Origin of the sequence: Paeniglutamicibacter sp. NPDC012692 (genome assembly GCF_042901625.1) — a bacterium.
In the GTDB taxonomy this organism is placed as follows: domain Bacteria; phylum Actinomycetota; class Actinomycetes; order Actinomycetales; family Micrococcaceae; genus Paeniglutamicibacter.
Genome location: NZ_JBIBDE010000004.1, coordinates 388,854 through 402,721 on the forward strand (window position 1 = coordinate 388,854; position 13,868 = coordinate 402,721).

The window sequence follows — 13,868 nt, forward strand, 5'->3', positions numbered from 1 at the left end:
GCCGGTGCAGCCCCCAAGCTTGCACTAGCGCACCTCCGCGATCGTTTCCCCAAACGGCTTTCGCTTTACTACCTGAAGTGGAGTTTCTCGAGTTTCCGAGCCGTGGTCACCTCAGGCTATTTCGCAGTGATAGAAACAACTATCTCAAGAGATCCGTTGCCCCATAATCGATTGACCGATTATTCACCCTGCCGTTCACCCTCAAACGCACTCATTTCGAATCACTGAACGGTATTCACCGAGCGTTTTCCAAGATTGGCACCCCAATTGTCCTACAAGGTGAGAAAAGGTGGAGTCGGTCACGCCGGTGATGATTCGGGGAGTGGAGCCACCGCGGGAACCGGGCTTCCGTTTCTCGGTGACGTTCCTTGTGATGTCAAGGGCACATTTCGGCAGCGCCGCGCGGTGGTCAGCCGCCGTGCGCGATTTCCGTGCCGGGCAGCCGTCGACGTCCCACCGGGCCGGGTCGAACGCGGGAAGGCCCGCTTTCCTCCTTCTCGATCGAAGGGAGAAAACGGGCCCAATCCGTCGGGAGGGGTTTAGCCCAGCAGCGCGCGGCGCAATGTGTCAAGACCCACCGAGCCGACGTTCAGCGCCTGGGAGTGGAACGCCTTCAGGTCGAAGTCGTCGCCCGCGCGTGCTGAACGCTCGTCGCGAATCTGTTCCCACAGGCGCTGTCCGACCTTGTACGAGGGTGCCTGTCCGGGCCAGCCGAGGTATCGGGTGAACTCGAACTGAAGCTGACCTGCCGAGATGTCCAGGTTCTTTTCCAGGAACGCAAAGCCGATTTCCGAGTCCCAGATTCCGCTGCCCCAGGCCTCGGGGATTTCCAGCTCCAGGTGCACGCCGATGTCGAAGACCACGCGGGCGGCACGCATGCGCTGGGCATCGAGCATACCCATGTAGTCTCCCGGGTCGGAGAGGAAGCCGAGATCGAACATGAGGCGTTCGGCGTACAGTGCCCAGCCTTCGCCGTGTCCGGAGACCCAGCAGGCGTGGCGGCGCCAGTCGTTGAGCGTCTCGCGGGCCAGCACCGCGGTGGCGACCTGCAGGTGGTGGCCCGGCACGCCCTCATGGTAAACGGTGGTCAGCTCGGACCACGTGGTGAACTTGTCCTCGCCGACGGGTACCGACCACCACATGCGGCCGGGGCGCGAGAAGTCCTCGGACGGACCGGTGTAGTAGATGCCGCCTTCCTGGGTGGGGGCGATCATGCACTGGATCTGGTCCATGGGTGCGGGGATGTCAAAGTGCGTGCCGGCGAGGGCGCGGATGGCGGCATCCGACTTTTCCTGCATCCAGGCCTGCAACGCGTCGGTTCCGTTGAGCTGGCGTGCCGGATCCTCGTTGAGGATCGCCTTGGCCTCCGCGATGGAGGCCCCCGGGGAGACCAGCTTGGCCACGCGCTCCTGTTCGGCGATGATGTTCGCCAGTTCCTGCACGCCCCAGGCGTACGTTTCCTCGAGGTCCACCGTGGCACCCAGGAAACGGCGGGACATCAGCGAGTAGTACTCCCGACCGACGGCGTCCTTTTCGGGTGCCTGCGGCAGCAGCTCGTTTTCCAGCACATCGGCCAGGTTGAGGTAGGCGGCGTTGGCCCGCTGCGCTCCCGAGGCCAGGCGCTCGCCGAGCTCCGGTGAGACCTTGCTGCCGGCCTCGGCCAGCGTGTCGAAGAAGCCGCCGTCCCTGGCGTAGTCGCGGGCCTGCGTGGTGACGATCTTGACCTGGCGGGTCGAGGAGACCAGCCCGCGGGAGGCCGAGTCGCGCAGCGAGGCGATGTAGCCCTCCATGGCAGCCGGCAGGTTGTGCATGCGTTCGGCGATGAACGCGAAGTCCTTGGCGCTTTCCTGCGGCATCAGGTCGAAGATGGCGCGGATGTCCTGGGCGGGGGAAGCGATGTTGTTCAGCTCGGTGCGGTGGGTGTCGGCGATCTCGATTTCCAGGCCGAGGCGCTCGCGCATGGCATCGAGGGTGATCTCATCAACGCTGTCCGCGGGCTGCAGCGATTCGAGCGCGTCCAATGCGGCGCGTGCGGCCTGGACCTGGGCGGCGGTTCCGGCGGGGGAGTAGTCGGAGTACGCGGATTCGCTGCCCGGCAGGCCAAGCGACGTGGCGAATTCGGGGGAGAGTTCGAGGAGCTTCTTGAAGTAGTCGGTGGCTACCGTGTCGATCGCGCTGGATGTGCGCGTGGCTGTGGTGTTGGTCATAGAACCAGCCTATGCGCTTGTGAAGCTGTTGTTGAAGATTCCGGCCGAATAATTTCGGCCGTTTTGCGACGGTGAACCAGCGCGGTCGGCGGAGGGATGTCGCTGCCGAAGTTGTGATGGCTGGTGCATGCGCAGGTGCGGCCGCCGGTGAGATCGATGCGTTCCGAGTCCAGGGAGAGGGGAACTGTGACAAGTCAGGGTCCGTGGCAGTGCCTCCCTCAGGGCTGCCAGGGTTCCGTCCCCGCGCAACCATTCGCACGGGGACGGAAGGGTGGTCAAGCTACGCATCACCGCCAACGGGCGCCGGAAGGAGAAGGTGGAGATGGGCGTGTTTTCGGGGGGCCGCAGGCCAACGGGCGCGGCCTAACCCGGCGGCATCCCGTGCTGCCGGCCTGCCGCGAAGGAGAGCACCGTGGCGGAGAAGTCCAGCAGGCTGCCGGCGGCACGCTGCGCATGTCCACCGCCGTGTTCCCGATGCAGCCAGGCCCGGCCGCCTTGGCGGCGGATCCCGTAGGCGAATTCGACCGCCGCGGAGTTGTCCACCCGTTCGTCGTTCCCGACCAAGCAACACAGGATTGGAGGAAGATGGCCGGCCGAATCCAGGGCAGCCAGGAGGTGCAGAGGCGAATATGCTGCCCGCTGCTGCCCGGTGGTTTCCCCGTCGGCCCCGAACTCGTGGAGCCATTGGGTCCCCAGCCCGTGCCGCCGTAGTTCCACGGTGTCGAGCAACGGGGCCACGGCTATCACGCGACCGAAGGCGCCGGGGTCCAGCAAGGCGGCGGCGCAAACAACCAGGCCTCCGTGGGAGGCGCCCACGGTTGCGAGGTCCCCGACGCGTGTCCAACCCTGTTCCGCCAGGTAACGGGCCACGTCGATCAGGTCGTGGATGGCGCGCAACTTGTTGGTCCCGCGCCCGGCTTCGTGCCATTGCGGGCCAAGTTCCCCGCCCCCGCGCACCTGTGCCGCAACATGGATTCCGCCGGCGGCAATCCAAGCCGCCACGCTGGGTTCGGGCTCGGTGCGATGCACGACCCCGAACCCTCCGTAGCAGGAGAGCAGCAACGGCCGTGGGGAACGGGGCAACTGCCCGGCCAGGTCCCCGGTGCGAGCCGAGACGATCACTGGAACCATCACGCCGTCCCGGGCCGGAATCGCCAATCGCAGGTGCACGAAGGCACCTGCATCCTTGCCTGGTGGCCGTGATGTGGTTGTCCCGGATGCTTTCGGCAGCTCGAGGCAGGTGACTCCAGACGGCAGCTCCGGGGAAGCGCTCTGGATCCACAGGGCGTCACCGTCCGGATGGGTGCTCACCGACAATGCAGTGAGTTGCTCGGCCGGCTCCAGCCGCCACAGTGTTGCCCCGTTCCGCGTGAGCGTGGTGCCGGCGGGCGACTCGACGGCCAGCACGTCTCCCTGCGGGCAACCCGCCCGGGCCAGGATCTTGTGTCCCGCGATCTGCTCGAGGCCGCGGTCGGGATCGAGGTTGGGGTCCGCGGTCGTGGCAGGGTTCCAGGTGCCCTCGCGGTGGATCCAGCAGCGGGATCCGGCCCCCGGTGTGCGCACCGTGAGCAGCAGCGCGCCGTCCCTGATGCCCAGTCGCAACCGAGCCCCGGCCGCGGGCGTTCCAAGATCCCCGGGAAAGGGCAACGGCTCGGGCGGCGCAGCGGCGCCGCTCCCGCCAAACTCGCAGCGCCAAACGGCTTGCTCTGGAGGCTTGCCGGAAAGCACCCATAGGCTCCCGCCGTCCGGCGACCACACCGGGGCTGCATGCCAGGACCGAGGACCCGGCAACGGCAGCGGTGCGGCACCGGCTGAGAGCAGCCAAAGCCCGGCCAGCTCGGTGTCCGCCGGACCGAGCAGTGCGGCGACCCTCGTGCCGGAGGGATCGAGGGCGAATCCACGCACCACCTGGTTCGGGGGCACCGGCAGCGCGGAGCCCGCCGGCGGCGGGGGTGGAGGCGCATTGCACGGGGAAAGGGCCCGGCGCAGCCATTGGTCGGGAACCGAATACAGAGCGGGGAAATCGCCCTCGGAATCCCGCCAAGTGAAGACCGCGGTGCCGTCGGCGACCTGGGGCATGCCCTGCCTGGCCGTGGAATCCCACTGCCGCACTTGGGCCCGGAAGTACTCGTAGAGCGGGGGCTTTTGCCCGAGCCCCAGCGAAGCCTCGTCCGCGCCCCCATTCCTTTGCGCGCCGGTGGTCCGGTTCACCGGCCCACCGTGTCCCCGGGGCCGGAGTCGGCGAGGTTGAGCCATCCGAGGTGGCCGCCGTCGTGCAGCGGCGTGGGAACGTTCACGGTGTGGAGTGCCGACCCGGGCGTACCGGCGTCGACCAGGTGCACCTCGCCGTGCCCGCCCCGCGTCACGGCGACCCATTCGCCACAGGGTGAGCCTGCGACGGCCCGGCGGTCCGCGTCGTCCCACGGTTCGACGCCGGGACGCGGCGCCTTGTCCATGGGCGGCAGGACCCAGCGCCCGCGCTCTTTCAGGGTTTTGGCGTCGTATGTGCGCAGGTCGTCCCCGGCGGGGTGGATCCGGGCCACGGCGATGGAGGCGCGGGTCAGGGCAAAGCGGAAGATCATCCCGTCGCCAAGCGGCGTCGTGCGCGAGGTGTTGGCGTCGATGTCATGGACCCAAAGAGTATTGCGCCAGGTGTCCCACCGGCGCGCGTGCTCGCCGCCTTCGCGCAGCACGGCCACCAGCAGGCGCCGCCGAGGGCAAAAACGCAGGAAGTAGGCGCGACCCGGCGCCTCCCAGGGACGCGTCGGCAGGGGGATGGGCGCCGGTCCGCGCACGTCGAAGCACTCGAGGCCGCGCTCGGTGGCCACGAACATGGTGCCCGTCGCCGGGTCGTAGGCGTCGCCGTGGCCAGCGCCGCCAACCGTTTCGACGCTCTCGCCGCGCAGCTGCGGGCAATGGGCGCCCTCGGTGAGGATTGCGTCCACCGAAACCGATTCGATGGCTCCTGGCTCGCGGTGCCGCACCACCACCCGGGGGCCGTCCGGGGTGGCGGCGACCACGACTCCCGGCTCGCCGGCGCGCGTGCGGATCCTCCGGGAGCGCGGCGTTCCCGGTGCCTGCAGGTCCACCACGCTGAGCAGGTCGCTCCACGGTTCCCATGATTGCCCGAGTCCCGTGCTGACGGCAACGAACCGGCCCGAAGGGTCGCAGGCAATGTGTTCGCCTGGGATGGCAACGGAGATGCGGTGTTCGATCGCCGTCGTGGGATCGGGATGCGTGGCGGCAAAGGGATCCATGACGATCAGTGAACCGCCGGCATCGTCGACCCAGGCGCATCTGCCGTTGCCCAGGGGCAGGATCCCGGCGTGTTCCGCCAGAACCATGCCGGGAATCCAGCCGGCCACCGTTTGGAACGCGGGATCGATGAAGCCGATGGCTCCGGCCCGCTGATCGGCCACAACGAGTACTTCCTGTTTCATGACGCCTCCATTACGCGTGTTTGATAATGATTCTCATTAAGCATAGTCTCTAGTTGTTGCCAGAACGGCAACGCAAATAACACCTACGAAAGGAACCCCCATGGAAAACACCGTGGTACTGGCTGAAGTTGAAGAGGCCGAGCAGTTGGCCCACCTGTCGGCCACCCACTCGAACGCACTCGTCGAGAACCCGTTCGACTAATTGCGTTTCCGCTGCGGGGGTGGATGCCTGGCATCCACCCCCGCAGGGGCGTGCCCCCACCGAGCCAGGAATCTTGAAAGGACCCATGAGTAGCCCGACAATCGACGTCTTCGAGCTCAGCGGACGCGCCACGGTGCGTTCCTCCGATGGCACATTCCTACGGGTTCAAACGCCCACCGGTGCTCCGGCACCCGTGACGGACGCGCTTCGCAGCCAAATCAAGGAACAGCTTGAAGCACGATCAGCCCAAGGAATGCAGCCGCGACCCGGGCGGGATTCTCTTGCCCTGCTTGCCCCGGATGTCGGATGGGAGCCCATCGCCTCGGCGTTGACAGGACTCGATGTCCAGCACGTCACCAAACCCGAGATCCCGGAGCAGTCGCATGGATTGGTTGTTCAGGTCGCAACGACCCGGGCGGAGCGAATCGAATTGGACGCGCTGCCGGCAACCGGAACTGCTGTGCTGCGCTGCTACCGCGAGGGGGAGATCCTCTTTGCGGATCCACTCGCGCTGTGTCCCTCCGATCCGACGGGTTCCCAGGTGATACGCCGCCGGCTGGCAGCCTCCGTCGCCTCGGTGGAACTGGACGGCTGGCTCAATGCGGCCCGACCAGCCGACGCCACCCTGGATGGGTTGCCGCTCCTGGCCGCTCAATTCCTTGCGGTCCGGGTCCGTGCCGTGGCCGCGGCTTGGCAGCATGACACCCGGGAACTCCCGAAGCTGCGGCGCACCCTCTGGCGTCTGGACACCCGGACGTTGTGCAGCAGTGAACATCCGGTCCTCGGATTTGCCGAACCGGCAAAACGGCCCGGTCCAACGCGGTGAACGCCGGAGCATGGGTCGTCCCAACATCCCTGAGCACACCGCTGCGTGACGGCACAGTGCTTGCAGGCGACCATTATCGTTCCGGCCAGAACAACGGCCGGGGAATCGTGTTGGTCCGCACGCCGTACGACCGCCGCGAATACCGGGCCCAGGCCGAAGCCTGGCAGGCGCAAGGACATGACGTGCTCGTCCAGGACGTGCGCGGCCGCTACGGTTCCACCGGCACGTGGCTGCCCTACGCTTCCGAGGGCCCGGACGGAGCTGAAACCGCCCGATTCCTGGAACGCGAGAACCTGCTGAATGGTGCGCTGATCCTGGCCGGGGCCTCCTACGATGCGCACTGCGCATTGGAAGCCGCCCGATGCCTCGAATTCGAAGCGCACCGGGTGCAGGCCGCGGCGGTGATCGCCATGGTCCCCGCCCTCGGGCTCTTTGAGACTGCCCGCAACCCCGATGGCACCGCACGCCTGCGCGACCGGATCGGATGGTGGCACATGCACGGATTCACTGCCGAATCACGCCAACCGCTGGCCATCGCCGAACTTGAACGGCGGTGCCAGGAAGCGAAAACACGCGGGGTGCACAGTGCAATGCCCGCGGGCATCTACGGTGAGCACGCCCCCGGCCAATGGGAGCGGCTGTGGACGGCGCCGAAGCTGGACCTTGGTGCCCGCTACGGAAGCTGCAAGGCGCCGCTTCTGGTTGTTTCCGGGCACCGGGACTTCTTTGCCCGCGAGGCGCTGGAGCTGGCCGACGCCTGGGCCGCGGGAAACACCGGTTTCCTCACCGGCCCGTGGGGCCACCGGCTGGCCGCCGACCTGGACCACGGCACCGCGGCCACGCTGCGCCGCCACGGCGGCCTCATGGCGCAGATCCAGGAATTCCTTGCCGACGCCCGTCGGCGCCCGTTCGCCCGGGAATTCACCGAAAACCTCAACGGCACCCATTCCTGGGAGCCTGCCGACCCCACGCGGCCGCGCGCCGCGGCCACCCCGCCGGCCCCACCAGAATGCGAAGGATCCCTATGACTACCGCCGAACACCTTGGCCTGCTGCCGCTGCACACCCTGGTGGATGAACACACCGGGATCATCCGTCGAGTCCGCTCGGTGCTCACGCCCGAACACGCCCCGCCCGCCTACACGTCCATGACGGCCGAGGTCTCCGACGCCCGCTGGCTGGGGGACTGGCCCGCGGACAGGGTGTCGTTGGGAACCACCTTCGGCGACGAACGACAGGCCTGGATCGCGGCCGTGGCCGAGGGTATGGAACGCTATTGCGGCAACTTCCTCCCGGCTGAGGTCCCCGATGCCGAACATTTCATCGGCAGCGCCCGGCAGGCTGAGGCCGCCGGGTACCGCGTGGTGCCGCTGGACCAGCTGCCCCGCTTTGCCCCCTGGCAACTGGCGCGCCCCGGCTTCCCCTACCGCGATCTGGATGCCGGCACCGAAACCCTTTGGACCGCCTGCCGCCGGCAGGGCGACGGGGAAGAGGTCTGGCTGCCCGCGAGCCTGGTCTACCTGAACTGGCGCCAAAGGCGATTCGCCCACCTGCTGCGGATCCACCACCTGAACTACGCGGGGATCGCCACAGGCCAGGGATTCGCAGATGCGCGGGACCGGGCACTGCTGGAAACCGTGGAACGCGACGCCCTGGAACTGTGGTGGCACCTCGACGGCCCCACCCGAGGGATTCGCACCGAGTCGATCCCCGGGCTGGACGAAGCCATGGAAGGCTGCCGCCTGAAATACTGGGTTGTTGAAATGCCCAGCGAGTTCGCCCCGGCCATGGCCGCGCTGGTCTTCGATCCCGACACCGGGCTCTACGCCGCCGGATTCTCCTGCAAGAACGATCCGGCCGATGCCGCACGCAAGGCGGTGCTCGAGGCGGTCCACACCTGGATCTACACCCAGGGTGCCACCGAAGCGGAGGGCTGGGTCTTCCAGGCCGTCGAGGCCGGGCTCATGGCACGGGGCCTGTACCTGGAGCATCGGGAAGACCGCCGCTACCTGCAGGACGCGGGCGAGCACTTCGAAGCCGTCCGGGACCTGGGCGCGCATGTGCAGGTGTGGCTCGATCCGGGGATGCACGCCCTGGCCGACCGCTTCAGGGCACCGGCCGGCGGGCTGGCGGGAATCGACGAGGTGGCCGCGGTGCCCATGGAAGAAGTCCACCGGCGTCTGGCCGACGCCGGGCACGAGATCTACACCCGCGAGCTGACCACCGACGACGTTGCCCTGACCGGGCTGAGCGTGGTGCGGGTCGTCGTCGGCGGACTGGTCCCCAACGCCCCGGCGGCCTTCGCCTACCTGGGTTGTCCGCGCGTCGCAGAGGCCGCGGTGGCCCGAGGCTGGCGGGATACCGCACCACACGGCCCGGAGGATTTCACCCTCGCCCCGCCACCCCACATGTAGGAACCATGACACCCGATAGCCGTCCGACCCCGTGCGGGGACTTCGCCGCGGCCTGGTCCGAGAACGTCCCCGGTGCCATGACATACCCCGGGCCCCGGCACAACACCTGGGGCCCGACCGCATCCGGGAGCCGCGCGCGGTCCGGGGCTCCGGTGCCGATCGCCGCTGTGCTCGACACGCTCTGGCTAACCCGCGGCTTCCATGAGAACCCCTCCACCGGGGAGCCGGGCAGCATCCCGCAACGGGCCATTCCGTCGGCCGGGGCCTGCTACCCGGTGCAGGTGCATCTGCTCTGCGGCACCGGCTGCGACCTGCCACCGGGAATCCACGCGTACGACCCCGCCGGATCCACCTGGCACCGTCGCACCGGATCCGCGCCCGCCACGGCCGGCGCCATCGTCGTTTTCACCGTGCTGCCCCAACGCACAGCGGCGAAATACCACCACAGGGCCCTGCCGCTGCTGCTGGCGGACACCGCCTACGCCCTGCTGGGCACGGCCCGCCATGCGGCCTCCCGGGGGCTGGCGAGCAGGTGGCTCACCGCGGACCCGGCCACCCTGGCCGCCGCAGCCAGGCTGCACGACTACGCGCGGTGGCAGCGGCATTGGCCGGACACCGGAGCGGAACTGGCCTTGGCCGCTCTGGCGGTGGGCGCCGGTGACGAACTGCCCGAACTGGCCCAGTGGCTTGGTGCCGCGGGACCCGCGGGCCGGGCGCTGCCGGAACCGCAACGGCAACCGCGCACGCTGGCGGCCGTGGAGCGGTGGGCAGCCCGGCCGGGACTACGGTACCCCGAGGAGCCGCTGGACCTGACGCCGGGCACCGCACCCGGGGCGGAAGTACTGCAGCGCCGGCGCAGCCTGCCGATCGGCGGACCGGTTGCCGCCGCGGATCACCCGGATCACCAGACGCACCCCGCACCCGCACCGGAGCTGCTGGAGCTGCTGGAGACCTTTCCGCTGCCCGCGCCGGCCGGGTGCGAGGTCCTGTTCCTTGACCGGGAGGCCATCCGCGGCAGGCAGCTGCACCGGCACTGCGCGGGACAGGAATGGATCGAATCACTGGACGGGATGCTGCTCTTTCGCACCCGCTCCGACCCGGATGAAGCGGCCATGTGGTGGGCATCCGGCGCCGCCGCCCACCTGCTCTACTCCGCCCTGGCCGCATCCCCGGAAACCAGCTTCCGGCCCGTGGCCGGCTGGACCGGGACCCACGGCGGGTCCACCACGCTGCACGCGCTCGGATTCCGGGCACCCAGATCGGAAGGAAACACCCATGTTGGTCAATAGGCGCCTGATGGCCCTGACCCGCGGCCACGGCCGAACCCTCAACGCACTCACTGTTGTCGTGTGCCTCTGCACCGCCAGCTACTGGGTGCAGGCCTGGTTCCTGGCCAACGCGCTGGCCGGGCTGCTGCCGGGCCAGACACGCTCCGCTGCGCAGGTGACCGGAAACCTGCTGGCCGTGCTCGGCTGTGGCCTGGCCCGCGCGGCATTGCAACAGGTGCAGGCCAGGCTGGCCAGCACGCTGGGGACCGCGGTGCGCCTGGAATTGCGTGCCACACTGGCCTCGGCCCTGCTGCGCCCGGAGCGGTTGCGTGACAATTCCGAACGCGGCGGGGCCCGCAGGCTTGCCCTGAGCGAGGGGGCCGACGGCGTGGAACCCTACGTCACCGCCTACATTCCCCATGCACTGCAGCTGCAGGTTCTGTGCCCGATCCTGCTCGCCGGGGTGGCCGTGCTGAACCCGGTGCTCGCGGCGGCGCTGCTGGCCGCCGTGGCAGTGTCCGTGGGAGCACCTCGGCTGTGGGGCAGGCTCCTGGCCCGGCGCGGAGCCACGCACTGGGACTCCTACGAGGCCCTGGGCGCCGACTTCCTCGAAGCGCTTCAGGGCATGCGGACGCTGAAGATCCTCGATGCGGTCCCGCGCTTCCGCACCCGGCTGCAGACACGCTCCGACGCGTTGCACAAGGCCACCGTGGCAACCATGCGGGTCTCGCTGGCCGACACTGCGCTGGCGGACCTCGGGATCCAGGCCGGGTTGCTGGCCGCCGCGGCACTGACAGCCATGGATGTGCTCGGCGTCCTGCCCGGGGGACTCGGCGGGGAGCCGACGCTGGTCTTTTTCACGCTCATCCTGGCCTCTGAAATCTTCCGGCCGATCCGCGACCTGGCCCGCCAGTGGCATGCCGGCTACCTGGGCATCTCCGCACTGGGCAGCATCGATGCGGCGATCGGTGCCGACGGCGAAATGCCAGGGTTCCCTGCCCGCCCCGAACTGGCCTCCGCCGGTGCCGACCTCGCGGACTCCGCCGATGACTCGGCCGGCGAAACCGGCGGCCGGCCACCGGCCGGCCACACCCTGGCCCTGGAAAACCTGTCCTTCCGCTACGGACCCGGGTCGCCCTGGGTGCTGCACCATGCCGCGGCCCGCATTCGCCGCGGCGGCATCACCGCCGTGGCCGGGCCCTCGGGCACCGGGAAAAGCACGCTCTTCGACATCCTGCTGGGCTTCCTGCCCGCCGACGGCCACTGCCTGCTGGACGGGCGGCCGCTGCAACCCGGGGACGTCAGCGTGGTGTCCCAACACAGCTACCTGTTCCCCGGCACCATCCGGGCGAACCTCGCGGCCGTGCGGCCCGGTGCCGACGACGCTTGCATGCGCGGCGCGCTGGCGCGGGCCGGGCTGGCGCGCGAGCTGGATTCGTGGTCACTCGGCCTGGACACCGTGGTCTCCGAAGCCGGGCACTCGTTCTCCGGCGGCCAGCTTCAGCGCCTGGCCGTCGCCCGCGCCATCCTGGCCGACCGCCCGGTGTTGCTCCTGGACGAACCCACCTCGGCGCTGAACCCGGAGTTGGCGATCGAGCTCATGGAATCCCTGCGGGCCGAGGCCCGGAACCGCATCGTGGTGATGATCGCCCACCGCGCAGAAGCGCTGGACGCCGCCGACACGGTGCTGTACCTGCGTGACGGCACACTGCACGACGGCGCCCTGCGCCAGGACAACCAGCGCGAAACCATCCCGTCCGCATCCCCGGAGGCATTATGAGCACCCAGCACACCGACGCCGCCGGGCGCCGGGCCGATCCCCTGTGGGGGCTTGTTCCACACTTGGCCGCACACCGAATGGCCCTTTTCTGGACCGGGGTGGTGGGCCTGGCCAACAACCTGGCCCTGGTCTTCCTGGCCGTGGCCGGGTCCTACGCGGTGACCCTCGCCCTGGTCGAGGGCGAGCTGGCTGCACCCGGGTGGTGGATCGCCGGGGCCGCGGCCGTGCTGCTGCGCGCGGTCCTGACGTGGCACGAGATGGACCTCTCGCACTCCATCGCCTACCGGGTGCTCGCGGCGTTGCGCATGGCACTCTTCGACGGGTTTTCCCGCGGGGTGCCATCGCGCACGCCGGGCCGGCATACCGGCCGGCTGGCTGCCACCGCCATGGGGGAGACGGAGAAACTCGAGTTCTTCTACGCCCACACGCTGACCCAGCTGGCCGGCGCCGCGGTGCTGCTCCTTGGAGGCACCGCGGCGCTGTACCGGATCGGCGGCACGCTGGCCGCCGCCCTGCTGACGGGTTTTGCCCTCCTGGTGCTGCTGACGCTTCCCTGGCTGCGCGCCAACGCACGCCTGGGTGAAGCCGTGCAACGGGCCAAGTCCGACCAGTCGGCCCTGGCCGTGGACCTGCTTTCCGGCGCCCGGGAGATCCTGGGCTTCGGGCTGCAGGGGCAGGTGCAGCGCCAGCTCGCCTCGGCAACCCGCACCGTGGCCCGGGCCGAGCGACGGCTCAAGGCACGGGAGGCCGCGGCGGCAAGCGTGCGCGAATTGTGTTCGCTGGGCATCCTGGTCGCGGTGTTCCTGGCGGCCTGGAACCAGCCGGGGCTGGACCGGCTGTGGATCCCGGCGGTGGTCGCCGGGACGCTCACGCTGCTTTCCCCGTTGATGGAGGCGGTCGCGGTGCTCACCCAATTGCAGCCTCACCGCGCCAGCGCGGCCCGGGTGCTGGAGGGGATTTCCATGCCCGACGAATCTCCGGCGTCGGTTTCGGGTCACCCCTTTGCCGCGGTGGGTCCGCTGGGGCTCCATGTCAGCGGAGCCGGGTTCTCCTACGGGGACGGAGCCACGGCGCTGGAACGCTGCTGGCTGTCCGTGGCGCCGGGGGAACACCTGGGCATCTCGGGTCGGTCCGGGTCGGGAAAGACCACGTTGGCGCGGCTGCTGGTGCGCCTCTGGGCACCGGACACCGGCACGATCGAGCTGGTTCCGCGCACCGGCGGGCCCGTGGACGTGGCGTCCGTGGACCCGCACGATTTCCGCTCGCTGGTCACCCTGGTGGAGCAGGACGCCACGATCTTCCACGGGACGCTGCTGGAGAACATGCGCCTGGCGGTCCCCGGGGCCACCGCGGAGCAGGCCCTGGACGCATTGGGCCGCGCGGGGCTTCGGCTGGACACCGGGCGCTGGCCCGACGGGGTGCACACCATGATCGGCGAGGCGGGCGCCAGCGTGTCCGGGGGAGAGCGCGCCCGCATTGCCTTGGGCCGGGCCCTGCTGCTGCGGCCCCGTGTGCTGGTCATGGACGAGACCACCGCGTCGCTGGACGCCGCCACCGAAGCGATCCTGCTCGATGCCGTGTCCGCGCTGGCCGGTGACACCACCGTCATCACGATCTCGCACCGGGAGTCCACGCTGGTCCGCTGCGACCGCAGGGTCAGCCTCGCCGACCTGCACTCAGCACCCTTGGCCCAGCCGGCATAGCCCGCCGTCCCGGGAGGGATCCGGGGCGA

General features: G+C 69.3%; 10 protein-coding genes. 7 read left to right on the plus strand and 3 right to left on the minus strand.

Annotated features, from left to right (window positions below; translation table 11 throughout):
* Positions 1 to 539: 539 nt before the first annotated feature.
* The 3 genes from ACFY5D_RS16075 to ACFY5D_RS16085 all read right to left on the minus strand — a co-directional run bounded on the left by ACFY5D_RS16075 (position 540) and on the right by ACFY5D_RS16085 (position 5,647).
* Entirely contained in the window at positions 540 to 2,207 is a 1,668-nt protein-coding gene (locus ACFY5D_RS16075; RefSeq protein WP_387531949.1) for a DUF885 domain-containing protein, read from the minus strand.
* Between the two features lie 363 nt (positions 2,208 to 2,570).
* Positions 2,571 to 4,418, minus strand: a complete 1,848-nt coding sequence (locus ACFY5D_RS16080; protein ID WP_387531952.1) for a prolyl oligopeptidase family serine peptidase — start codon at positions 4,416 to 4,418, stop codon at positions 2,571 to 2,573.
* Complete coding sequence (locus tag ACFY5D_RS16085) at positions 4,415 to 5,647, minus strand: hypothetical protein (protein ID WP_387531955.1); 1,233 nt, start codon at positions 5,645 to 5,647, stop codon at positions 4,415 to 4,417. Before ACFY5D_RS16085 ends, ACFY5D_RS16080 begins: the two co-directional genes overlap by 4 nt.
* A 100-nt stretch (positions 5,648 to 5,747) precedes the next feature.
* On the opposite strand from ACFY5D_RS16085, the gene amiA reads away from it, so the two are divergent.
* The 7 genes from amiA to ACFY5D_RS16120 all read left to right on the plus strand — a co-directional run bounded on the left by amiA (position 5,748) and on the right by ACFY5D_RS16120 (position 13,839).
* Positions 5,748 to 5,849, plus strand: a complete 102-nt coding sequence (gene amiA, locus ACFY5D_RS16090; protein WP_387531958.1) for a streptamidine family RiPP — start codon at positions 5,748 to 5,750, stop codon at positions 5,847 to 5,849.
* An 85-nt stretch (positions 5,850 to 5,934) separates the two neighbouring features.
* Positions 5,935 to 6,675, plus strand: a complete 741-nt coding sequence (locus tag ACFY5D_RS16095) for a hypothetical protein (RefSeq protein ID WP_387531961.1) — start codon at positions 5,935 to 5,937, stop codon at positions 6,673 to 6,675.
* The gene (locus ACFY5D_RS16100) at positions 6,672 to 7,703 is read left to right on the plus strand and encodes a CocE/NonD family hydrolase (RefSeq protein ID WP_387531964.1); all 1,032 of its coding nucleotides are present in this window, start codon (positions 6,672 to 6,674) and stop codon (positions 7,701 to 7,703) included. The genes ACFY5D_RS16095 and ACFY5D_RS16100 overlap by 4 nt, the downstream gene beginning before the upstream one ends.
* Positions 7,700 to 9,088, plus strand: a complete 1,389-nt coding sequence (locus tag ACFY5D_RS16105; protein WP_387531967.1) for a YcaO-like family protein — start codon at positions 7,700 to 7,702, stop codon at positions 9,086 to 9,088. Before ACFY5D_RS16100 ends, ACFY5D_RS16105 begins: the two co-directional genes overlap by 4 nt.
* A gap of 5 nt (positions 9,089 to 9,093) precedes the next feature.
* Positions 9,094 to 10,377, plus strand: a complete 1,284-nt coding sequence (locus ACFY5D_RS16110) for a hypothetical protein (protein WP_387531970.1) — start codon at positions 9,094 to 9,096, stop codon at positions 10,375 to 10,377.
* Complete coding sequence (locus ACFY5D_RS16115; protein WP_387531972.1) at positions 10,364 to 12,136, plus strand: ABC transporter ATP-binding protein/permease; 1,773 nt, start codon at positions 10,364 to 10,366, stop codon at positions 12,134 to 12,136. The genes ACFY5D_RS16110 and ACFY5D_RS16115 overlap by 14 nt, the downstream gene beginning before the upstream one ends.
* Positions 12,133 to 13,839 (plus strand): ABC transporter ATP-binding protein, encoded by a 1,707-nt coding sequence (locus tag ACFY5D_RS16120; protein WP_387531974.1) that lies wholly within the window; start codon positions 12,133 to 12,135, stop codon positions 13,837 to 13,839. Before ACFY5D_RS16115 ends, ACFY5D_RS16120 begins: the two co-directional genes overlap by 4 nt.
* The last annotated feature ends 29 nt before the right edge of the window (positions 13,840 to 13,868 follow it).

Bases quoted from the DNA above. Each gene is read 5' to 3' on its own strand.
- ACFY5D_RS16075 (WP_387531949.1), bottom strand. From the start codon at position 2,207: ATGACCAACACCACAGCCACGCGCACATCCAGCGCGATCGACACGGTA.
- ACFY5D_RS16110 (WP_387531970.1), top strand. From the start codon at position 9,094: ATGACACCCGATAGCCGTCCGACCCCGTGCGGGGACTTCGCCGCGGCC.
- ACFY5D_RS16115 (WP_387531972.1), top strand. From the start codon at position 10,364: ATGTTGGTCAATAGGCGCCTGATGGCCCTGACCCGCGGCCACGGCCGA.
- ACFY5D_RS16095 (WP_387531961.1), top strand. From the start codon at position 5,935: ATGAGTAGCCCGACAATCGACGTCTTCGAGCTCAGCGGACGCGCCACG.
- ACFY5D_RS16085 (WP_387531955.1), bottom strand. From the start codon at position 5,647: ATGAAACAGGAAGTACTCGTTGTGGCCGATCAGCGGGCCGGAGCCATC.
- ACFY5D_RS16120 (WP_387531974.1), top strand. From the start codon at position 12,133: ATGAGCACCCAGCACACCGACGCCGCCGGGCGCCGGGCCGATCCCCTG.
- ACFY5D_RS16105 (WP_387531967.1), top strand. From the start codon at position 7,700: ATGACTACCGCCGAACACCTTGGCCTGCTGCCGCTGCACACCCTGGTG.
- amiA (WP_387531958.1), top strand. From the start codon at position 5,748: ATGGAAAACACCGTGGTACTGGCTGAAGTTGAAGAGGCCGAGCAGTTG.